A 20547-nucleotide genomic window follows, 5' to 3' on the forward strand; every position below is an offset into this window, starting at 1 on the left:
ACTTTATTTTGAATGCTTATAGCTCTGTATGGTAGCACCAATAGGTAAATGCTGAGAAGGGGGTTTATTAGTTTTAAGTAACTTAATATTTCAAAGGTGTATAAGACGTTATTAGAGGATGAGGTTAGCACCTTTAGACTAATTAAAAGGTGCTAAATAATTAATTCTACTATTAATAAATCTGTATTAAGTTGTTATTTTAAAGGTTCAGGCTCAGTCATTTTTATACATCGAGTCCCACCATTGAGGCTCGTTTTTTAGCTTTTTATCAAAGTATGCGAGCATGGTGTTCCACCAATCAAATCGTTTATCGCGTGCAAAAATTTGGTGGTCGGCGCCTTTGTATTCGATTAACTCTACGTCCTTATTAAGCAGTTTAAGCGCAGTGTACATTGTTAAGCTTTCGCCAACAGGTACATTGGTATCACTATCACCATGAAGAAGTAGCATAGGTGTTGTTACTTTGTCGGCATGAAATACAGGGCTATGTTGGCTGTAAAGTTCAGGGTTATTCCATGGGAAGCTATTTTTTGATGCTTCGCCAGAATATAAGTAGCCCCACCAACCTTCACCCCAATACGAGGTAATATTAGAAATACCCGCATGAGCTATTGAAGCACTAAATATATCGGTTTTAGTTGCCAATAACATGGTCATGAAGCCACCGTATGATGCCCCTAAATTTCCTACCTTTTCACTATCAACATAGTTGTATTTCTTTAAAAAGGCTTGCGTGCCTTCGATAATATCGTCTGCAGTGTAGTCGCCCCAGGCATTAACATGCTGCGCTGAAAACTTTTGTCCAAACCCTGTTGCGCCAGTAGGCTGTACTACATAAACAACGTAGCCATTTTCTGCCCATAAGTTAAACGGGTAACGACTTGTAAAACCACGCGTAACTGGTGAAGTACCGCCGTAGTAATACACGAGCGCTGGGTGCTTTTTAGTTTTATCTAAATTGCTTGGAATGTAAACACGGCCCGTTATTTCAACCCCATGTTTATTTTTAAAATTAAACTCTTCTAATGTAGGGAGTCGTGTATTTGCATAGCTACTTGGTTTTGAATCCCATATTAAATCTGTTTTATTTTTACTTACGTTCAGGCTCTTTAGTTGTTGTGGCGCTAAAGCGTTAGTACCACTTAATAAAATTTCGTTATTACGGTCGTGTGAGTAACTAAATTGTTCAACAATATCCAATCCCGTATTTAACTTTTTAAAGCGCTGTTTACTTAAATCGAATAGGTAAAGTGGCTGAGTGTCTTGCTCTGTTACTTTAATGAGCGCATCGCCGTTTTCTAAAACGTGCAGTTGGCCAATAGCGGGGTCGAATTGTTTACTGAGTGCTTTTACCTTTTTACCGCTTTCAGTAAGTAGGTAAAGTTGCCCGTCGTAGTTATTAGCAAGCATTGCTTTTGGTAGTGCTCTGCCTGCGCCATTTTTAAAGTCAGGGCCTGCAACTACATAAATATCTTTATTTGTATATTTGGCTAAATTAAACGTTTTGAATTTACCAAGCGATGAAAGCTTGTTTGATTTTAAATCGAGTTCGGCTAACTCTGTTTCAGGGTGGGTTGATGCTTGCATTGCCATTACTGGGCGGATCATTAATATTTTGCCACGGTTACTATTTGAATCTTCAAGGCTGTAAGAAAGAGGACCTTGGCTAAGTGCTTTTGTTAAACCACTTTTAGTATCAAGCATGTAAATTTGGCTGGTGGTACGTGCATATGACCAACGATCTTGTAGACCTTTATAGTGCTTGGTTAAGCTGTTAGTGCTCTCAGGTGATTTAGACCAGCTAAACAAAAGACTGGTGTCGTTATAAAAGGTAAAGCCATTGGCTCCTTCTAAATCGTTTGCTAATGTTTTTATTGAGAAGTTTTTACGGCTAAGTTGTTTAAGTTCACCATTTAACAAATACACTAAATATTGGTTATCTGGACTCCAAATAATGTTACTTGGTTGGCCTGCTTCGAAGCGATAAAGCGTTTGATTATCTGAATCTTTAAGTACAGTAACTGTATTTGCTTGGTTTTGTGTTTTATCGCTATAAGTGCGAGTAGTAGTAACGTACTGCTTAGCATTAGGTGCGAGTGATAATTGGCTGATTGTAGGGGCATCAAACAATTGTTTTGCAGATAAGCGTTTTGTTTTTGAGGCGCTAAGCGTAATTTTATCAACGTCGTTTTTAGGTGCAAAATCAAGCATTACGTCGTGCCAATTAGCTACTTGTTGGGCTACTATTAAAATAGAGTGAGTACTGTTATTTAAAGCTAACTTATAGCTATTTTTATCACCTGTTTGTAGTTCGCCATTAATAAATAACTGACCTTGCTCAATCCCTTTTAAGGTAAGCGTACCTTGTGTAAAGCGGGTTGTTTCAATATTAAATTTTAGTGCCTGTAACCCACCTAAAGTGAGCGCATTGATTTTATTAAACGGCTGCCAGCTTTGTTTTTTCCCAAATACAGAAAAACTATCTGAGTCTGCTTGTAGCTGCGGCAATAGGTTATTAATAATGGCATTGCCATGAGGTGTTTGAAAAGGCTTTAACTGCATGTCTTCGGCAAGTGGGCCGATAAACTGAATTTTTGATTTATCCAATGGTGCAGCTATTGCAGCAAAGCTTAAGCTGCTAAGCGTTAAAAGAGCTGCTGCGTACTTAAATAGCTTATTTTGATGACACCATGGTGCGCTAAATTTCATTATTATGCCTATTATTATTGGAAGTTTGGCCAAATATAGCATGTATTGATACCATGCTCACATATCCAATATAGAGGAGAGAAAGTGACTTTACTGATAGTTTATATGGTAGTGGCGATTGTTATTTCGTTTTTATGTTCTGTGATGGAGGCTGTGTTATTAAGTATTTCGCCCAGCTATGTTGCATCACTTAGGAAAGATCATCCTGAGCTTGCTAAACAGCTCGAAAAACTTAAAAACAATATAGATCAGCCTTTAGCTGCTATTTTAACTTTAAATACGGTTGCCCATACTGCGGGTGCTGCTGGGGTAGGCGCACAGGCAGCTGTCGTGTTTTCCGATGCGGCTGTAGGTATTGCATCAGCCATTATGACATTCCTCGTATTAATTCTTTCTGAAATTATTCCTAAAACCTTGGGGGCTAATTACTGGCGAGCTCTAACGCCAAGTGTTACTTACGCTTTGAGGTTTTTAGTTATATTGCTAAAGCCTTTTGTATGGTTTGCACAAAAGCTAACAAATTTAATGGGTCCAAAGCACGATGAGGCTTACTATATTCGTCAAGAGATAGAGGCAATGGCTGATATAGGTACGGAGTCGGGTGCATTACATCAGGATGAGTCCGAAATAATTCGTAATTTATTGCATTTTAGACATGCAAAATTATGCGACTTAATGACGCCTCGAACTGTAATTTTTAAAATCCACAAAGACTTAACAGTAAATCAGTATTTAAACGATCACGGCTCGTCGTCATTTTCTCGTATATTGGTATTTGATAAAGACAGCGACGATATTGTTGGGTTTGTGCATAAAAACGATATTATGCTGGCATTTCACCGTTTAGGTACCGATTACAAAATTAGCAAATTGATTAAGCCTATTTATACGGTGCCGAGTTCTCAAAATGTATCGTCGTTACTGCAAACTCTTTTAACAAAGCGCACGCATATATGCCTAGTTGTAGATGAGTACGGTGACGTGCAAGGTATTGTAACGCTAGAGGATATGATTGAAGCTTTAATGGGGCTAGAGATTGTAGATGAGCGTGACCAATCTACTAATATGCGCGCAGTAGCAAGGCAGCGTTGGCACAAACGTTTAGCAAGCAGTGCGCATATAGTCAGTGAAGAAGATAAACACACTCGGGGTGATAATTAGTTAACCAGCCCCGATTAAATATTAATACCGCTTTAAGCGGGGCTGCCATCAGTTTTCAGCCAATCTTTAGCCCAAGATATAAATTCGCCTTGTGGTTTAGGACGACTAAATAAAAAACCTTGTATGGCTAAGTTTCTTCTATAATGCCTCAAATAAACGAGCTCTTCTGGTCGTTCAACACCTTCTGCCACTAAATCTAAATTATCTTTACTTGTAATATTAAATAACGAGCTTACAACTACTTGAGAAAATAAATCTGTTTCTATATGGCTAATGAGTGAACGGTCTATTTTAATTTCAGTAAAAGGAAGGTTTCGAAGCTGATTCATATTAGTAAAACCAACACCAAAGTCGTCTAGCGATATACCAAAGCCATGCATTCTTAATCTGTTTAGTGTTTCTAATTGCATGAGACTTGAGAGTGCATGTTGTTCTGTTATTTCTATAATTATATTACTAGGCGTGAGTTGGTTTAGTTCTAAAATGAGTAGTAATTTATTAGGACAGTTTAGATCGTCGAGCTGAGTTGGCGATAAGTTAAATGCCATCTTAAAATCATGACCTAATTGTGATTTCATATTTTTGAATTCGCTGGTGGCCTTTTCAAAAAGAGAAAATGTAATTTGATTAATTAAGTTGTGTTTTTCGGCTGTGTTTATAAAACGGTTAGGTAAAATAATATTGCCGTCTTTACTTGATAAAATACGCGCTAAGACTTCAACACTTTCAATTTTATTGTTATCGGCGTTTATTTTTGGTTGATAAAAAGGCGTTATTTCATCGTTTTTTAATGCATTAATAAGCTCATCTTTTGAAATGGCTGACTCTTTTAATAAAGTGTGACTGTTTAATTGCGCCACTTTAGTAAGTAACCTACTTACCTGAGACAGTTGCACTGGCTTTGAAATATTACCAATGAGGTGAGCGTTATGTTGTTTCGCGAGATTGGCAGCTAAACTAATAACTTTATGATCCATTTCAGAGACAATAATTATCCCGCCTTGATAATGTAACTCTCCTAAATGACGGATTAATTCCATGCCGTCCATTTCGGGCATATTGAGATCAGTAAAAATAGCATCAAAATAGTTAATATCCTCTCTTACTTTTTCAAGAGCTTCTTTTGCACTCAAGCACGTAGTTATAGTGTTAGACATACCCAATTCGTTGAGTATGGCTTCCATAACGATCAAAATTGCTTTTGAGTCGTCAACAACTAAAATGTTAGGCACTATTTTGTTCACTGTTATCCCTTTCAATGTATAGTTTATGATTACTATAAAAGTAGTAGTGTTTTTTTACTTTGTCAGTATCAAACGCTTTTATTTTGAAAATAGTTACCGAGCACCTTTACTCGTGTTTTTAAGTTGATTAGGTATACTAGCGCCATTGTTTTAAACGGTCTTAATTATGATAAGAATAGATCTTACTTTAGCCGAGCAGCCATTTTCGCTTATGGTGTCTGGGCAAAAATTGTGCAGGTATTTCATGCGCAACAAGCCATTACCTTTGATAATCCTCGTGAAAATTACTATCAGTTTACTTACAACAACAAAGTAATCGGTATTGATACTGGAGCGGCGGAAGAGCAAAGTATTTCGCTATTTGTCGATGAGCAATTTGCGACACAACTGGCGCTACCAGCGCCGTTAAACGCGACACCTAAAAAAGGCTTTTTAGGGCTAGCTGCATTAGGCTTTAAGCTTTTTAAAAGTGCTAAGATAATTAAAGTAGTGCTTGCCGGGGCTTCTGTTGCAGGCTATGCGTGGTTATTTAGTATTGAATTTGCACTAATGCTAATTGGTTGCTTAGTTGTACATGAGTACATGTGCGAGCAATGAAATACTTTGGCATAAAAACCAAAGGTATTTACTTAATCCCGTTTGTTGGAGGGCTTGCTGTAAGTGACGATAAAATAACGACTCGTTGGCAAGATGTCGTTATATCGCTAATGGGACCTGCATTTGGTTTAATTACCTCGGTACTGGGTGTCGTTTTATATTACGCCACCGAGATGGAGATATTTGCAGGTGTTGCGGTGCTTAGTGCGTTATTAAATTTATTTAACTTGTTACCAATTTTACCGCTTGATGGCGGGCATGTATTAAAAAGTATTAGCTTTTCAATGCGTTCATGGATTGGTTTAAGCGTATGCTTATTAGGCGTACTATTTGGCTTATGGCTGAGCTACACCTTTGGCTTAATGTTACTGGTATTCTTTTTGTTTGTAGGTGCGCTGGAAATTGTATTTGAGTGGCGAGGCCGTCACTACTCACACTTAATGCCGCTAGATAAATATGGCCAAGGCTTTTCAGCGGTAATGTATGCAGTTGTAGTCGCTGGGCATGTAGCTGTAATGATGCATTTTGCCGATTCAGAAAATCCAATATTGAGCCTGCCGATGACTATTTTATCGAGCTAGTATTTATCGTTCTAGGTAAAAGTGGGCTGTAATATTTGTTACAGCCCGTTAAAAATTAATAAAAGCTCAATACCAGCGATATAAAAACCCCAGTTACAAATAACTGCACAACACAAAATCCCATAATATCTTTTGCTTTTAAGCCTGCGATAGCAAGGACGGGTAGTGCCCAAAAAGGTTGAATTAAATTAGTCCACGCATCGGCCCATGCTACAGCCATTGCAACGCGCGATATATCGGCGCCTAGCTCTTGCGCTGCGGGTATAACAATAGGCGCTTGTACTGCCCATTGGCCGCCGCCAGAGGGCACAAACATATTAACGAGTCCTGCACTTATAAAGCTGTAAAATGGCAAGCTATCGGCATCTGCAATGGCAATAAAGCCTTGTGATATTTGTTGTGCTAACCCTGTATCGACCATCACCGCCATAATGCCAGCATAAAACGGAAACTGAATAACAATACCCGCACCACTTGGAATTGCTTGTTGTAAGCTATTAAGCACATTGTGAGGAGTTTGATGTAGCGTAATAGCTAAAAACAAAAATACGGCAATAACGCTATTAAGGTTTAAGTTTCCGCGAGCAATAAAAAAGTAATAACCTAAATATGCCAAACCTAATAAGCCAATTGTCATACCGAGTAGTTTGCTTTGTTCCAAATGTTGGGCAGGTCTGGTTATTGTTGTGGGCTTAGGTGTTGTCTCTTGTAAAAGAGCTGGGTCGATATATACGCTTTCTTGCTCGCTTGGCAGCATATAGCGATTAACGAGCGGCATAATAATGAATAAACCAACTAATATGGCTATATTAAAGCCCGCAAATAAAGTGTGCTCTGTACTAATAATACCAATGCTGGCCTCTGAAAAGTGACCATCGGTTGCGATAGTTAAAGGAATCGAACCCGCTAATCCGCCATGCCATACAACAAAACCTGAGTAAGCGCTGGCTACTAATAATCGATAATCAACACGAGTATGTTTAGCAATTGCTTTGGCAAAAAGGGCACCAATAACTAAGCCAAATCCCCAATTTATCCAGCTCGCTAAAAGCGAAATAAGCGTGACTAATATAATTGCTTTAGGTGCGGTGCCTGCAAATGTTGCTAGCTTTTCTAATAACTTACTTATAGGTGGCGTACTTGCCAACATATAGCCTGTAATTAACACTAGTAGCATTTGCATAGCAAAACTTAATAAGTTCCAAAACCCACCTCCCCACGCTTGTAATACTTCAATGTTAGTTGCGGTTGTAAATAAGATCGCACTGACAAGAGTAATTATTGTAAGTAAAATTACAAATATAAAAGGGTCGGGAAGATAGCGCTCTACAATTTTAGTAAAAGGGCGGGCTATTTTATTAAGCATAAGCACAACTGTTTTGGTTATTATTTTAACGCTAATTAATCATGGAAAATCACCATTGGCAAACAGCATTTAGTCTAATATTTGCGGTTAAAAGCTTAAACATTGCTTAAAAGCATCGCTTACAGTAACGTACTGTTTATAGATAATTTACTAACGAAGACTTTGTATTATGCCGGTGATATTTAAAAGGCTAGCGTTACTTGTTCGCGCTCATATAGATCAGTTGAGTTGGCAAGCAGTGGCATTAGCTATTTTGACTCATATGCTATTAACATGGAGCTTATTATTTATAGCGAATGAGAAAGCGTTAACCTCGCTTACTACCTTTTTTTACTATTACACAGTAACAACATCAACAGTGGGGTATGGTGACTTTAGTCCAACTACTGATCTTGGTCGTTGGGTGGTTGCATTAATACAAATTCCATTTGGTTTAGCTTTATTTGGTGTTTTGCTAGGAAAAGCAGGACAAACTGTTACTTACTTAATTAGGCGCGCTATGACTGGTGATAAAAACTTTGCCCACAGTAACCACCATATTATTATTTTTGGTTGGCACGACACTCGTACAAAAAAGATGATTGATTACATTTTGGCAGATACGAAACGTACTGACCGTCGTATTTTACTCGCGGTAACAGAGCAAATGGATCATCCTTTTTTAGCTAACGAAAGCGTTGATTTTGCACGTTTAACGAGCTTTACTAATTTAGCTGAGCTAGAGCGGGTAGCTATTCGTAGTGCTGATAAGGTGATTATTGATGGTCAAGATGACGATCAGACATTTACAACAGCCCTGCGCATTAGTCGCTTAGTAAAAGATGATTGTCATATAAGTGCTCACTTTTTGGATGAAACCAAAGTTGAGATGATGTTAGAGCATTGCCAAAATGTAGAGTGTAGTAGTGCAAAATCAGCTGAGATACTCGTACGCTCAATGCAAGATCCAGGTTCGAGCCGTGTGCAAGAGGAGCTGCTATCTACTTTGCATGGTGATACACAATTTAGTTTGAAAATACCAAGCGGCTGCAAAGATATGGAGTTTGGTACTTTGTTTCATCATTTTAAGCTTGAGCATGATGCAATACTGTTGGGTGTTGCTCATAATTTAAGTGCGCAAAATATGGATTTAAATCCACCATTAGATTACAAAGTAAGTGAAGGCGATATTCTGCACTATATATCGGTAGATCGAGTATTAAGTAGTGAAGTAGACTGGTCGAGTCTAGAAAAATAATGAATGAAGTTGTATTTTTAATTGTTGTTTTAAGTGCTTATATATTACCTGTCGTTATTGTACTCAACAGTAGGCGTACACAGGGTCATGAAAAGAATGGCTGGCTAATGGGAATAATTATATTTTCTTGGTTAGGGTTAATGATGTACTTTGCCATTGTGCCCAAGTATGGGCACAAAAAGAAAAAGGCCAAATAGAGTAGTTGGCCTTTACAGCCGCTTTTACTGGCGTAACTACTCTTCTAGTTGCTTAATTTTATGCTCAATTAAAGGATCGTCAGGTACAAGTTGTTGAGCAACTTCTAATAACTGAATGGCATCATTAGGATGCTCATCTTGATGCTTGAGGGCAACATCTATTAATGGCTGAATATCAATTTTTGCCTGATGTTCCTGTACGTGAACTTCTTTTTCATCAATCAAAATATTATGAGCTTTGCTTAATAGTGTTTGACGGTGAGCTGAGTTTACATTCGCTTTATTAAGGCTTTTGTAATAATCCTCTTTAAAACGTAAGGTTTTAGTTTGCAGACGAAACTGCGCAATATCAATTTGCTGATGCTGGATAAAATCGACGGCTACTTGCTTATAAAATCCAAACTTATTCAAATATGTGGCATGTGTGCCATGTCCCATACCAAATACTCGTAAGTGAGTTAACTGCTTATAGCGCTTAGCGTGCATTCGGTCTATACGATTAGTAGGATCGTAAATAATATAGCCTTGGGCATCTCCTAAATCTAGATCGTGATAATCTTGCTGCCAATCAAACTGCTGAGCTATATCGGTACTAGAGCGGTCATCCCACGGTACTAATTCTTTATTTTTAGTACTTACCGGATGGAAGAACAACACCTGATTTAGCTTTAATAGTTTAGCAAAAGCGCCAACAGCAAATCCGCCACGACTTAAACCATAGCCAAGTCGACAATTAAACGGCGTAAGTAATGTTGATAATTGCTCGAGAAAAAAGATTAAATTACGATTACGAAACCAATTACTTTTACCTAAATGCTGAAAAGCGATTACGTTTACGTTTTGTTTTTGAGCTAAGTGATAACCCCATGGTGCAAAATCAGGGTGAAGATCTTGCTCTTGCACGTTAGTGCCAGCAGGGGAGAAGGTAAAAAGCAGGGGTTTATTAACGTCAACAAAATCATACTTAACAAATACATCGCCGAGTAAATCATTACCCGTCATGGGTAATCGAGTTTGTTGCTCATTGCGCGGGAGAGTTAACCATTCATCTAACCAATACAGTAATTTCATTAATCCTCCAGCTATAAGTCGGCGCGGATCATATCAAACTCAGTGAAATTAGGTCAAACCGAGGAGGCGTTACTGCGCCATTTTAATTATTTCATCCCAATCATTTTTAGTGACGGGCATAATTGATAGTCGTCCGCCTTTTTTAAGTGCAATTTCAGTAATATTGTTATTGGCTTTAATATCTTTAAGGCTAATTAATTTTTTTAAATGGCTTTGGTAAGTAACTTCAACAACAACCCAGCGTGGTTTGTCGCTGGTGGCTTTTGCATCGTAATAGTCGCTACTTAAATCAAATTGGGTGGGGTCTGGGTAGGCATCTTTTGTAACCTCGGCAATGCCCGCTACGCCCACGTGTTTACAGCTTGAATGGTAAATCATTACTGAATCCCCGACCTTAACGCCATCACGCATAAAATTTCGTGCTTGATAATTACGCACGCCTTCCCAAAGAGTCGTTTGTTTTGGTGCGTTTTTTAAATCATCTAATGAAAACGCATCGGGTTCAGTTTTAAATAGCCAGTAAGCCATAACAGTATTCCTAACAAATATTTACTTCCCACTATTGTATAGTATCATTTGCATACTAGGGTAATGAGGAAGAAGTAATGAGCCAAGTATTAGATGATTTATTGTCGTTGTTAACACTTGAAGAAATTGAGCAAGGTTTATATCGAGGACAAAGCCAAGATTTAGGCTTTGGTGCTGTGTTTGGCGGTCAAGTTATGGGGCAGGCGCTTTCTGCCGCTAAAGAAACTCTACCTGAGGGGCGTATAGTTCATTCATTACATTCTTACTTTTTACGCCCAGGCGATCCAGCTAAACCGATTGTTTATGATGTAGAAACTATTCGCGATGGAAAGAGCTTTAGTACTCGCCGAGTAAAAGCGATTCAGTACGGTAAGCCAATCTTTTATATGACAGCGTCATTCCAAGGTGAAGAAAATGGTTTGTCGCATCAAGCGACAATGCCTGATGTTCCCGCACCTGAAGAACTACGTTCATCGCTTGAGTTTTACCAAGATAACGCTTCACATATCCCTGAAGTCATCCGTAATAAGTTTACTCGTGAAATGCCAATTGAAATGCGACCGGTTACTTTTCATAACCCGTTTAAACCAGAAGTTATGGAGCCGGTAAAGCATATTTGGTTTAAAGCTAATGGTGAAATGCCAGACGATCAGCGTATCCACAATTACTTATTAGCGTATGCGTCTGATTTTGAGTTTTTACCAACTGCATTACAACCTCATAGTGTATCGTTTATGCAGCCAAATATGCAAGTAGCGACCATAGACCACGCAATGTGGTTTCATCGCCCGTTTAGAATGGATGATTGGATTTTGTATTCAATTGATAGTCCAAGTGCGAGTAATGGGTGTGGTTTGGTACGCGGGCAGTTTTTTGATCGCCAAGGCAACTTGGTTGCCTCAACAATGCAAGAAGGGGTTATGCGTCAGCGCTAATCCCCTTTTATAGATATAGTACTAGTTACACTGATCTTGTACTATATCGCTGATTGACTGCCAGACGCGTGCTGGCAGTAATGTTTTAAGGTGTGCATAGGTTTCGCAAAGTTGTGTACTGCCTACTAAGCCCTCATCACCTTCTGTTATTAACGACTCACCACGTAAGTTTTCGATAAAACTAACAAGTACTTTTTTATCAAAAAATTCAGGTGTTTTAATACCATGCAGTGTACCTAAACGCTGTGCAAGCACTTGGCTCTCTCTTTCAAGCTCGGCTTTTTCAATGCCATCACTTGTTTGAATAAAACCAATCACAATAGCGTAACGTTGTAGAGTAAAACTAAGTGCTCGTCCAAGCATCTCTAGCTTAGCTAAGCAGTCATTACCGTTTATTATATGAATGTTATTGCCATCAAACTCAATTAAATTTTGATCGGCAAAATTAGCTAAAATACGCGTTATATAGTTTTCATCAAGAGGCTGTAAATACCATTCTTTAGCAAATAATGGATAAAACGTTTTTACAAGTTGCTGGCATTGCTCAATAGTTGTGCTGTGTTGTTTAAATAGATGTAGTGCAATTAAGCTTGGTACTGCAAACAAGTGCAAAATATTGTTGCGGTAGTAATTAAACAATACTTTTTCTTTATCGCTAATAGTAATAATTTCGCCAAATTCATCACTGATAACTTCAAACTTATTCAGCTTTAATGCATGCTTTAGTAATTGCTCTGGTGTTTCGTCTGGCGCGGTTACTTTATCGCTATAGCTGGCATCGCGCTGTAAACGCAGATAAAAATCAAGTTGTGCTAATAGCTTTGGTTTACTCAATGCTTGTTTATCGTTAACCAGCAATATCATCGCTAGTAAGTTAACCGCATTAAGCGCCGCTGCATTATTAATTTTAACCATTACTTGGTCGGCAAGTTTAGTTACTTGTGGCGCTAACCATTGCGGCTTTTGCACATCGGTAGGGTGTATTGAATCACGCCAATCAGGTTGGTTATCGTTTAAGTATTGGTTAATCGAGATTGGATCACCAAAGTTTAAATTACCACGACCGTAGTTTTTGAGGTTTTTGATTGCCTTAAAAATACCAAATATAGATTCGCCTTTTTTATCTTTTCCATCCAGCTCTTTAAGGTAGGTGTTAATTTCCATGACGTGCTCGTAGCCAATGTACACAGGAACGATAGATATTGGTCTGTCTATTCCGCGTAGCATTGCTTGTAATGTCATAGATAGCATACCCGTTTTAGGCGGAAGTAAGCGCCCAGTTCGGCTTCGACCGCCTTCCGTGTAAAACTTAACAGAGTAACCTTTAATAAACAGTTGGCTTAAATACTCTTTGAATATGGCAGAATAAAGTTTATTGCCTGCAAACGAGCGACGAATAAAGAATGCCCCAGAGCGTCTAAATATGCCACCGGCAGGGAAAAAGTTAAGATTTATACCTGCAGCTATATGTGGTGGAACTAAGCCTAAATGATAAATAGAGTAAGTAAGCAGTAAGTAATCCATATGACTGCGATGACAAGGCATATAGATTATTTCATGGCCTTTATCTGTTAGTTCATGAATTTGTTCTGGGTGTTTAATATCAATACCGTTATAGAGCTTATTCCACAACCAAGTTAAAAATCGCTCGGCCACACGTATCATTGCTTCAGAGTAATTAGCGGCTATCTCATCAAGTAGCTTAAGTGCATTTTGGCGGGCTTCTGTTTGGCTAATGTTTTTAGCTTTAGCTTCATCTTGAATTGCTTTTTTTATTGTAGGTGACGCTAATAATGAATTAAATAATTGTTCACGAGAGGGCATTTTAGGGCCTGTAGCAGCTAGCTTTTGGCGCTTAAAGTGAACACGTGCTACACGTAATAATTTATGTGGTAACTCGCTTACATCGGCTTTTTCATTGACTAAAAGCGATAAGTCGAGTGGTTGGCTAAAGCGAATAAAGTTGTCGCGTCCTGAAAACAACACCACAAAAAACTTTCTAAACCAGCTAGGTGTTAGAGAGTGCGTAATTAAAGTTCGTAGCCCCGGCTTTTCTTTACCCGGGTCGCGACCCCATAAAATAGTAACCGGAACCACTTGTACGTTTTGCTGCCCACTTTGTATTAGGTATTCAATAATTTGTTTACCTTGAGCTAAAGCATTGGTTGGCTTAGCTTCATCACCAAAAAGTGGTGGTGGATTTTTAATACCAATAAAACGGTCTAAATCTTGGTTACCTAATACTTGCTCTTCAGTTGGGCTAGGTAGACCATTTTTTTTACACGCATGTGCGAGAGCCGCTAAATCAAATCGTGAATTTAAACGCACTATATAAAATGTAGGGTACTCAGGGTTTAGATCATACTGTTTAATCGGATTTTCTGGCAGCACTTTGCTTTTTACAAATAAGCGGCTAAATCCAGCAGACATAACATTTAAACAATAATTAAAAATACGCATCGACTCACCATATTGAGAGTATTAAGGGCAAAATTAGCGCAACAGGATACCATAATATCTAAAAATCCCTTAGTTTGCGCAATTAAGATGTTTAGTTGTTTGTTGACTAGCATCAAAAGCATTAGTTCAAGTATAGCTATTGAACATGTATGGACGCATATTTAATCAAATTAGTATTCATTACATTGTTTCTAAATAGTTGTTGCATTTATCACCAATACCTCTATAATACGCAGGCTTTCAAAATTCCTCTGGGAATTAGAAAGGATAAATTAAGCTTGGATTTCAAGCTAATAAACAGGAGTTCCGATTTGGAACTCAACGTAGATATAATCAAACAGCCGACATCTTAAGTTTTAAGATTGTTTCGGTCGTTTTTTTATGCTCTTTTATATGCTCTTTATATTGAGGTTAAGAATGTCAAATCAACGCATTCGTATTCGCCTAAAAGCTTTTGACCACCGTTTGATTGACCAATCAACGGCAGAAATCGTGGAAACTGCGAAACGCACTGGCGCACAAGTACGTGGTCCAATCCCACTACCTACACGCTTTGAACGTTTTACTGTACTAACTTCACCGCACGTTAATAAAGATGCGCGTGATCAGTACGAGATCCGCACCCATAAACGTCTGATAGACATCGTAGAACCAACTGACAAGACTGTAGACGCGCTTATGCGTTTAGATCTTGCTGCTGGTGTTGATGTTCAAATCAGCCTGGGTTAATCGAAAGATTAGAGAGGTTTTAGGAAAATGGCATTAGGTCTAGTCGGTCGTAAAGTGGGTATGACACGAATCTTCACTGAAGATGGTGTATCTATCCCTGTGACAGTTATTGAAGCGACACCTAACCGCATTGCTCAGATCAAATCTGACGCAACAGACGGTTATAACGCGCTTCAAGTAACCGCAGGCACTAAAAAAGCAAGTCGTGTAAACAAAGCTAAAGCGGGTCATTTCGCTAAAGCTGGTGTTGAAGCGGGTCGCGGTCTGTGGGAATTCCGCCTTAACGGTGGTGAAGGCGATTTTGAAGTAGGCGCTGAGCTTACTGTTGAATTATTCAACGAAATCAACAAGGTTGACGTAACCGGTACTTCTAAAGGTAAAGGTTTCCAAGGTGGTGTTAAGCGCTGGAATTTCAGCATGCAAGACGCTACACATGGTAACTCTCTATCTCACCGTGCTCCTGGTTCAATCGGTCAAAACCAATCACCTGGTAAGGTGTTTAAAGGTAAGAAAATGGCCGGTCATATGGGTGCTGAGCGTGTAACGACTCAAAACTTAGAACTAGTTCGCGTTGACGCTGAGCGTAATTTGCTTTTAGTTAAGGGTGCAGTACCTGGAGCTATTGGCGGTGACGTTATCGTTAAACCAGCTGTTAAAGCATAAGTCCTGGAGATTTAGTGATGGAATTAGCAATTAAAGACGCTTCTGGCGGTCTTGAAGTTTCTGAAGCTACTTTTGGACGTGAGTTTAACGAAGCATTAGTACATCAAGTAGTTGTTGCATACGCAGCAGGTGCTCGTCAAGGTACTCGTGCTCAGAAGACACGTTCTGAAGTAAGCGGTGGTGGTAAAAAACCATGGGCTCAAAAAGGTACTGGCCGTGCACGTGCCGGTACAATCCGTAGCCCAATTTGGCGTTCAGGTGGCGTTAGCTTTGCAGCTAAACCACAAGACCACAGCCAAAAAGTAAACCGTAAAATGTACCGTGGTGCGATTAAAAGCATCTTATCTGAATTAGTTCGTCAAGAGCGTTTAATCGTTGTTGAAAGTTTTGCTCTAGCAGCACCAAAAACTAAAGAACTAGTTGCTAAGCTTAAAGAACTTGAGCTTAAAGATGTTCTTATCGTGACTGAAGAAGTAGATGAAAATCTTTTCTTATCGGCACGTAACCTTTATAAGGTTGACACACGTGATGTAGCTGGTATCGATCCTGTAAGCTTAATTGCTTTCGATAAGGTACTTATTACAGCCGCTGCTGTTAAGCAACTTGAGGAGGCGCTAGCATGATTCGCGAAGAACGTCTTTTAAAAGTGATCCTTGCTCCACATATCTCTGAAAAAAGCACAATTGCTGCTGAAGAAAACAATACTATTGTTTTTAAAGTAGTAAATGACGCAACTAAAGCTGAAATTAAAGTAGCAGTTGAGAAGCTTTTTGAAGTAGAAGTAACTGGTGTTCGCACACTTAACGTTAAGGGTAAAACAAAACGTACTGGCGCACGTTTCGGTCGTCGTAGCGACTGGAAGAAAGCTTACGTTACTCTTAAAGAAGGCAGCGAGCTAGACTTTGTCGGCGGCGCCGAGTAATAAGGGGATAGAATTATGGCACTTCAAAAGTGTAAGCCTACTTCTGCGGGCCGTCGTCACCTAGTTAAAGTGGTTAACTCTGATCTACATAAGGGTAAGCCATACGCACCACTTTTAGAGAAAAACTCTAAATCAGGTGGTCGTAATAACAATGGTCGTATTACGGTTCGTCATATCGGTGGTGGTCATAAACAACACTACCGTTTAATCGATTTTAAACGTACTAAAGATGGCATTCCAGCTACTGTTGAACGTTTAGAATACGATCCAAATCGTAGCGCAAACATCGCTCTTGTATTATATGCAGACGGTGAGCGTCGTTACATTATCGCACCTAAAGGCTTAAAAGCTGGCGATGCAATCCAGTCTGGTGTTGATGCACCAATCAAGCCTGGTAATGCATTACCAATGCGTAATATGCCTGTAGGTTCGACTGTTCACAACGTAGAATTAAAACCAGGTAAAGGTGCTCAAATAGCACGTTCTGCTGGTGCATACGTTCAAATCCTTGCTCGTGATGGTCAATATGTAACATTACGTCTTCGTTCAGGCGAAGTTCGTAAAGTTGAATCTGATTGTCGTGCGACTCTAGGTGAAGTAGGCAATGCTGAGCATATGCTTCGTTCACTTGGTAAAGCAGGTGCAAATCGCTGGCGTGGTATTCGTCCGACAGTTCGTGGTGTTGCCATGAACCCGGTAGATCACCCACACGGTGGTGGTGAAGGTCGTACATCTGGTGGTCGTCATCCTGTGTCTCCATGGGGTAAACCGACTAAAGGTGCGAAGACGCGTAAGAACAAGCGTACGGATAAATTTATAGTACGTCGTCGTACTAAGTAATATTGAGGAATAGCCATGCCACGCTCTCTCAAGAAGGGTCCTTTTATAGACCTACACTTGCTGAAGAAGGTAGAGAAAGCTTTGGAAAGCGGTGAGAAAAAGCCAATTAAAACTTGGAGCCGTCGTTCAATGATCATACCTAACATGATCGGATTGACCATTGCTGTCCATAATGGTCGCCAGCACGTACCAGTTTTCGTTTCTGACGAAATGATCGGTCACAAACTAGGTGAATTTGCACCAACTCGCACTTACCGTGGCCATGCTGCGGATAAGAAAGCGAAGAAACGATAAGAGGGGAAGATAAATGCAAGCATTAGCTAAACATAAATTCGCCTCTGGTTCGGCGCAAAAAGCACGTCTAGTTGCAGATCAGATCCGTGGGTTACCTGTAGATCGCGCACTAGAAATCCTGGCGTACAGCCCTAAGAAAGCCGCTGTATTAGTTAAGAAAGTACTTGAGTCTGCTATTGCTAACGCAGAGCATAACGAAGGTGCTGACATTGATGAGCTTCGTATAACAACGATCTTTGTGGACGATGGTCCTACAATGAAACGTATTATGCCTCGTGCTAAAGGACGCGCAGACCGCATCCTTAAGCGTACAAGCCATATCACTGTTATGGTTTCAGATAGCTAGGAGTATAAGTAATGGGACAAAAAGTTCATCCTACTGGTATTCGCCTAGGTATATCTAAACCTTGGGTTTCTACCTGGTACGCGAGTTCAAAAGATTTCTCTGCACAGCTTTTTGGCGATCACAAAGTTCGTACATTCCTTACAAAGGAATTGAAAACGGCTTCTGTGTCTAAAATCGTTATTGAGCGTCCAGCAAAATCAATCCGAGTAACAATCCACACGGCTCGTCCGGGTGTTGTTATCGGTAAAAAAGGCGAAGACGTAGAAAAATTACGTCAAGCGGTAACTAAAATCGCTGGTGTACCTGCTCAGATTAATATCTCTGAAGTACGTAAACCAGAACTAGATGCACAACTAGTAGCAGACGGCATTGCCTCTCAACTAGAACGTCGTGTTATGTTCCGTCGCGCTATGAAGCGTTCGGTACAAAATGCAATGCGCATCGGTTCTAAAGGGATTAAAGTTGAAGTTAGCGGTCGTCTTGGCGGCGCTGAAATCGCACGTTCAGAATGGTATCGTGAAGGTCGTGTACCTCTACATACTCTTCGTGCTGATATCGATTACGCAACTTCTGAAGCCTTAACCACTTATGGTATCATTGGTGTTAAAGTTTGGATCTTCAAAGGCGAAGTTATTGGTGGTTTACCACTAGTACAAGAGCAAGAGAAGCCAGCTAAACGCGCACCAAAGAAAGCCAAGAAAAGTGCTAAGTAGAGGTAGCGAGTAATGTTACAGCCAAAACGTACAAAATTCCGTAAAATGCACAAAGGCCGCAACCGCGGTTTAGCGCAAAACGGTAACAAAGTAAGCTTCGGTACTTTCGGATTGAAAGCAACTGGCCGTGGCCGTATGACTGCTCGTCAAATCGAAGCAGCTCGTCGTGCTATGACGCGTCACGTGAAACGTCAAGGTAAAATCTGGATTCGTGTCTTCCCTGACAAACCGATTACAGAAAAACCTCTTGAAGTTCGTATGGGTAAAGGTAAAGGTTCTGTTGAATATTGGGTTGCTGAAATTCAGCCTGGTAAAGTACTTTACGAAATGGAAGGTGTTTCAGAAGAGCTTGCTCGTGAAGCATTCGACCTTGCTGCTCGTAAATTGCCATTCAAAACAACTTTCGTAACTCGGACGGTAATGTGATGAAAGCTAGCGAACTAAAAGATAAAAGCGTAGAAGAGCTTAATGCTGAACTTCTAGGACTACTTCGTGAGCAATTTAATATGCGCATGCAAGCTAGCACTGGTCAGTTAGCTCAGACACACACGCTAAGAACAGTACGCCGCGATATCGCGCGTGTAAAAACAGTTATTAACCAGAAGGCAGGTCAATAATGAGCGATAAAATTCGTACTCTTCAAGGCCGTGTAATCAGCGACAAGATGGAAAAATCTTTCACTATCGCTATCGCACGTTACGTGAAGCACCCAATCTATGGGAAATTCATTAAACGTACGACTAAGTTACACGTACATGACGAAAATAACACAGCAAAAACGGGTGACGTAGTTACTATCCGTGAATGCGCACCAATTTCTAAGAATAAATCTTGGACTTTAGTGGACGTTATTTCTAGTCCAAAACAAGCTTAATTTTTTAATTAAGTTAGTTTTGTAAAAAGCCCCGGCATTAGCTGGGGCTTTTTGTATTTAAAGCACCTGTAAACAGTAAACTAGGGTGAGCGGGTCACCTGGATTAGTCTTTTATCTAAAAATATAAAGTTATCTTGGGGAGTAGTTGAGAGTTTCATTTACCAGTTACTTTTTTGCTAGCAGAACCATCTGCTGAATCAGAAGAAGTTAGATAATAAACTTACATATCTCAGTTAATTTAATGCCAATATGGGGTCATCTAATTCGTGGTGTTACTTTTCTTTTACTATCTTTTAGTCTGAGAACTCACTTACATTATTTTATTACAATGATACAGCTTCAAAGTATCGAAAATAGACATCCATACACAACTTTCATTATCAGCTTATCTGGTTTTTTTATGTCTAAAACCTCAATTTATCGCCTTAAATTAATATTCTGGTATGATTAGCAAATATGCGCTTTTGAATGAATTTTTGAGGTAGTAATGACGCGTAGTTTTGAATTTCATTTGACTGATGAAGTAGCCACGGTCGCAATGGGTAATTGCGTTGCTGATATTATAGAGCAAGGTGCGGTTATTTATTTACATGGTGATTTAGGCGCTGGTAAAACAACGTTTACTCGAGGTGTAGTGCAAGGCTTTGGACATACAGGCAAAGTTAAAAGCCCAACGTATACACTTGTTGAACCTTATGAACTCGAGCGCGCAAATGTTTATCATTTTGATTTATACCGCTTAGGTGAACCTGAAGAACTAGAATACATGGGAATACGCGATTATTTTTCACCAGATGCAATTTGCGTTGTTGAGTGGCCAGAAAAAGGTGGTGAATTTATTCCTGTGCCTGATTTAGATATTACTCTAAGCTATATGGGTAACAAACGTAAAATTGTTATTAATAGCGCCAGTGAGCGTGGTGTAGCAATTGTCGAAAAACTAAATAACAAATGTAACTATTCAGCCTCATCTGAAATGAATACATCAGGCAGCTGATTTTTGAATAATAACTCAAGGGCTAGGCTTGCAGATACATATTGTTTTCTGCAAGTCGATAAATAGCTTCTCAGCAAGCAGAA

Annotated in this window: 22 protein-coding genes and 1 pseudogene; 17 read left to right on the top strand and 6 right to left on the bottom strand. The window is 39.5% G+C overall.

Annotation, left to right across the window (positions count from 1 at the left end; translation table 11 throughout):
• Positions 1-213: 213 nt before the first annotated feature.
• Positions 214-2709: a prolyl oligopeptidase family serine peptidase gene (locus tag QL998_RS13515; protein WP_290192878.1), complete on the bottom strand. Its 2496-nt coding sequence runs from the start codon at positions 2707-2709 to the stop codon at positions 214-216.
• Between the two features lie 84 nt (positions 2710-2793).
• Between QL998_RS13515 and QL998_RS13520 the strand changes: the two genes are divergently transcribed.
• Positions 2794-3870, top strand: a complete 1077-nt coding sequence (locus QL998_RS13520) for a hemolysin family protein (protein ID WP_007587021.1) — start codon at positions 2794-2796, stop codon at positions 3868-3870.
• 32 nt (positions 3871-3902) lie between these two features.
• Here QL998_RS13520 and QL998_RS13525 read toward each other — a convergent pair whose 3' ends face one another.
• Positions 3903-5114 carry an EAL domain-containing response regulator gene (locus tag QL998_RS13525; protein ID WP_182194480.1) on the bottom strand — a complete coding sequence of 404 codons (1212 nt, stop codon included), beginning with the start codon at positions 5112-5114 and terminating at the stop codon, positions 3903-3905.
• Positions 5115-5280: 166 nt separating this feature from the next.
• Here QL998_RS13525 and QL998_RS13530 point away from each other — a divergent pair.
• Positions 5281-6292: pseudogene (locus QL998_RS13530) on the top strand (site-2 protease family protein).
• Positions 6293-6347: 55 nt separating this feature from the next.
• Here the strand turns inward: QL998_RS13530 and QL998_RS13535 are convergent.
• The gene (locus QL998_RS13535) at positions 6348-7658 is read right to left on the bottom strand and encodes a TIGR00366 family protein (RefSeq protein WP_290192879.1); all 1311 of its coding nucleotides are present in this window, start codon (positions 7656-7658) and stop codon (positions 6348-6350) included.
• A 169-nt stretch (positions 7659-7827) separates the two neighbouring features.
• On the opposite strand from QL998_RS13535, the gene QL998_RS13540 reads away from it, so the two are divergent.
• Entirely contained in the window at positions 7828-8895 is a 1068-nt protein-coding gene (locus QL998_RS13540) for a potassium channel family protein (protein WP_024597278.1), read from the top strand.
• The gene (locus tag QL998_RS13545; RefSeq protein WP_149603303.1) at positions 8895-9092 is read left to right on the top strand and encodes a PLDc N-terminal domain-containing protein; all 198 of its coding nucleotides are present in this window, start codon (positions 8895-8897) and stop codon (positions 9090-9092) included. The genes QL998_RS13540 and QL998_RS13545 overlap by 1 nt, the downstream gene beginning before the upstream one ends.
• Positions 9093-9128: 36 nt before the next feature.
• Here the strand turns inward: QL998_RS13545 and QL998_RS13550 are convergent, their stop codons facing one another.
• Both QL998_RS13550 and QL998_RS13555 read right to left on the bottom strand, forming a co-directional pair.
• Positions 9129-10163: a cytosolic protein gene (locus QL998_RS13550; protein ID WP_182675766.1), complete on the bottom strand. Its 1035-nt coding sequence runs from the start codon at positions 10161-10163 to the stop codon at positions 9129-9131.
• Positions 10164-10232: 69 nt separating this feature from the next.
• The gene (locus QL998_RS13555; RefSeq protein WP_182194469.1) at positions 10233-10691 is read right to left on the bottom strand and encodes an EVE domain-containing protein; all 459 of its coding nucleotides are present in this window, start codon (positions 10689-10691) and stop codon (positions 10233-10235) included.
• Between the two features lie 77 nt (positions 10692-10768).
• Here QL998_RS13555 and tesB point away from each other — a divergent pair, with 77 nt between their 5' ends.
• The gene (tesB, locus tag QL998_RS13560) at positions 10769-11626 is read left to right on the top strand and encodes an acyl-CoA thioesterase II (RefSeq protein WP_290192880.1); all 858 of its coding nucleotides are present in this window, start codon (positions 10769-10771) and stop codon (positions 11624-11626) included.
• A 21-nt stretch (positions 11627-11647) separates the two neighbouring features.
• On the opposite strand, the gene plsB is transcribed toward tesB, so the two are convergent.
• Entirely contained in the window at positions 11648-14086 is a 2439-nt protein-coding gene (gene plsB, locus QL998_RS13565; RefSeq protein ID WP_182194467.1) for a glycerol-3-phosphate 1-O-acyltransferase PlsB, read from the bottom strand.
• A gap of 417 nt (positions 14087-14503) precedes the next feature.
• Here plsB and rpsJ point away from each other — a divergent pair, with 417 nt between their 5' ends.
• The 12 genes from rpsJ to tsaE all read left to right on the top strand — a co-directional run bounded on the left by rpsJ (position 14504) and on the right by tsaE (position 20464).
• Entirely contained in the window at positions 14504-14815 is a 312-nt protein-coding gene (gene rpsJ / locus QL998_RS13570; protein WP_002957900.1) for a 30S ribosomal protein S10, read from the top strand.
• Between the two features lie 27 nt (positions 14816-14842).
• The gene (rplC, locus tag QL998_RS13575; RefSeq protein WP_002957898.1) at positions 14843-15478 is read left to right on the top strand and encodes a 50S ribosomal protein L3; all 636 of its coding nucleotides are present in this window, start codon (positions 14843-14845) and stop codon (positions 15476-15478) included.
• A gap of 17 nt (positions 15479-15495) precedes the next feature.
• A complete protein-coding gene (gene rplD, locus QL998_RS13580) occupies positions 15496-16101 on the top strand; it encodes a 50S ribosomal protein L4 (RefSeq protein WP_002957897.1) in 606 nt (201 codons plus the stop codon).
• Positions 16098-16400, top strand: coding sequence for a 50S ribosomal protein L23 (rplW, locus tag QL998_RS13585; protein ID WP_002957896.1), 303 nt, complete (start codon positions 16098-16100; stop codon positions 16398-16400). Before rplD ends, rplW begins: the two co-directional genes overlap by 4 nt.
• A gap of 15 nt (positions 16401-16415) precedes the next feature.
• Positions 16416-17240 carry a 50S ribosomal protein L2 gene (rplB, locus tag QL998_RS13590; RefSeq protein WP_002957895.1) on the top strand — a complete coding sequence of 275 codons (825 nt, stop codon included), beginning with the start codon at positions 16416-16418 and terminating at the stop codon, positions 17238-17240.
• Between the two features lie 15 nt (positions 17241-17255).
• Complete coding sequence (rpsS, locus tag QL998_RS13595; protein WP_004588689.1) at positions 17256-17534, top strand: 30S ribosomal protein S19; 279 nt, start codon at positions 17256-17258, stop codon at positions 17532-17534.
• A 13-nt stretch (positions 17535-17547) separates the two neighbouring features.
• Complete coding sequence (rplV, locus tag QL998_RS13600; RefSeq protein WP_002957892.1) at positions 17548-17880, top strand: 50S ribosomal protein L22; 333 nt, start codon at positions 17548-17550, stop codon at positions 17878-17880.
• A gap of 11 nt (positions 17881-17891) precedes the next feature.
• Positions 17892-18593 carry a 30S ribosomal protein S3 gene (rpsC, locus tag QL998_RS13605; RefSeq protein WP_002957891.1) on the top strand — a complete coding sequence of 234 codons (702 nt, stop codon included), beginning with the start codon at positions 17892-17894 and terminating at the stop codon, positions 18591-18593.
• 12 nt (positions 18594-18605) lie between these two features.
• Positions 18606-19019, top strand: a complete 414-nt coding sequence (gene rplP, locus QL998_RS13610; protein WP_002957890.1) for a 50S ribosomal protein L16 — start codon at positions 18606-18608, stop codon at positions 19017-19019.
• A complete protein-coding gene (gene rpmC, locus QL998_RS13615) occupies positions 19019-19210 on the top strand; it encodes a 50S ribosomal protein L29 (RefSeq protein ID WP_002957889.1) in 192 nt (63 codons plus the stop codon). The genes rplP and rpmC overlap by 1 nt, the downstream gene beginning before the upstream one ends.
• Positions 19210-19467 carry a 30S ribosomal protein S17 gene (rpsQ, locus tag QL998_RS13620; protein ID WP_024597273.1) on the top strand — a complete coding sequence of 86 codons (258 nt, stop codon included), beginning with the start codon at positions 19210-19212 and terminating at the stop codon, positions 19465-19467. Before rpmC ends, rpsQ begins: the two co-directional genes overlap by 1 nt.
• A gap of 487 nt (positions 19468-19954) precedes the next feature.
• Positions 19955-20464: a tRNA (adenosine(37)-N6)-threonylcarbamoyltransferase complex ATPase subunit type 1 TsaE gene (gene tsaE, locus QL998_RS13625; protein ID WP_290192881.1), complete on the top strand. Its 510-nt coding sequence runs from the start codon at positions 19955-19957 to the stop codon at positions 20462-20464.
• Positions 20465-20547: the final 83 nt, after the last annotated feature.

The organism is Pseudoalteromonas sp. APC 3691 (genome assembly GCF_030408135.1).
GTDB lineage: Bacteria > Pseudomonadota > Gammaproteobacteria > Enterobacterales > Alteromonadaceae > Pseudoalteromonas.

What these genes read in the sequence shown, in the direction of transcription:
- rpsJ (WP_002957900.1), top strand. Translation starts at nt 14,504, where the DNA reads ATGTCAAATCAACGCATTCGTATTCGCCTAAAAGCTTTTGACCACCGT.
- rplC (WP_002957898.1), top strand. Translation starts at nt 14,843, where the DNA reads ATGGCATTAGGTCTAGTCGGTCGTAAAGTGGGTATGACACGAATCTTC.
- rplV (WP_002957892.1), top strand. Translation starts at nt 17,548, where the DNA reads ATGCAAGCATTAGCTAAACATAAATTCGCCTCTGGTTCGGCGCAAAAA.
- rpmC (WP_002957889.1), top strand. Translation starts at nt 19,019, where the DNA reads ATGAAAGCTAGCGAACTAAAAGATAAAAGCGTAGAAGAGCTTAATGCT.
- QL998_RS13555 (WP_182194469.1), bottom strand. Translation starts at nt 10,691, where the DNA reads ATGGCTTACTGGCTATTTAAAACTGAACCCGATGCGTTTTCATTAGAT.
- rplB (WP_002957895.1), top strand. Translation starts at nt 16,416, where the DNA reads ATGGCACTTCAAAAGTGTAAGCCTACTTCTGCGGGCCGTCGTCACCTA.
- rpsQ (WP_024597273.1), top strand. Translation starts at nt 19,210, where the DNA reads ATGAGCGATAAAATTCGTACTCTTCAAGGCCGTGTAATCAGCGACAAG.
- rpsC (WP_002957891.1), top strand. Translation starts at nt 17,892, where the DNA reads ATGGGACAAAAAGTTCATCCTACTGGTATTCGCCTAGGTATATCTAAA.
- rpsS (WP_004588689.1), top strand. Translation starts at nt 17,256, where the DNA reads ATGCCACGCTCTCTCAAGAAGGGTCCTTTTATAGACCTACACTTGCTG.
- QL998_RS13545 (WP_149603303.1), top strand. Translation starts at nt 8,895, where the DNA reads ATGAATGAAGTTGTATTTTTAATTGTTGTTTTAAGTGCTTATATATTA.
- rplW (WP_002957896.1), top strand. Translation starts at nt 16,098, where the DNA reads ATGATTCGCGAAGAACGTCTTTTAAAAGTGATCCTTGCTCCACATATC.
- rplP (WP_002957890.1), top strand. Translation starts at nt 18,606, where the DNA reads ATGTTACAGCCAAAACGTACAAAATTCCGTAAAATGCACAAAGGCCGC.
- rplD (WP_002957897.1), top strand. Translation starts at nt 15,496, where the DNA reads ATGGAATTAGCAATTAAAGACGCTTCTGGCGGTCTTGAAGTTTCTGAA.
- QL998_RS13550 (WP_182675766.1), bottom strand. Translation starts at nt 10,163, where the DNA reads ATGAAATTACTGTATTGGTTAGATGAATGGTTAACTCTCCCGCGCAAT.
- QL998_RS13540 (WP_024597278.1), top strand. Translation starts at nt 7,828, where the DNA reads ATGCCGGTGATATTTAAAAGGCTAGCGTTACTTGTTCGCGCTCATATA.
- tesB (WP_290192880.1), top strand. Translation starts at nt 10,769, where the DNA reads ATGAGCCAAGTATTAGATGATTTATTGTCGTTGTTAACACTTGAAGAA.
- plsB (WP_182194467.1), bottom strand. Translation starts at nt 14,086, where the DNA reads ATGCGTATTTTTAATTATTGTTTAAATGTTATGTCTGCTGGATTTAGC.
- tsaE (WP_290192881.1), top strand. Translation starts at nt 19,955, where the DNA reads ATGACGCGTAGTTTTGAATTTCATTTGACTGATGAAGTAGCCACGGTC.
- QL998_RS13535 (WP_290192879.1), bottom strand. Translation starts at nt 7,658, where the DNA reads ATGCTTAATAAAATAGCCCGCCCTTTTACTAAAATTGTAGAGCGCTAT.
- QL998_RS13515 (WP_290192878.1), bottom strand. Translation starts at nt 2,709, where the DNA reads ATGAAATTTAGCGCACCATGGTGTCATCAAAATAAGCTATTTAAGTAC.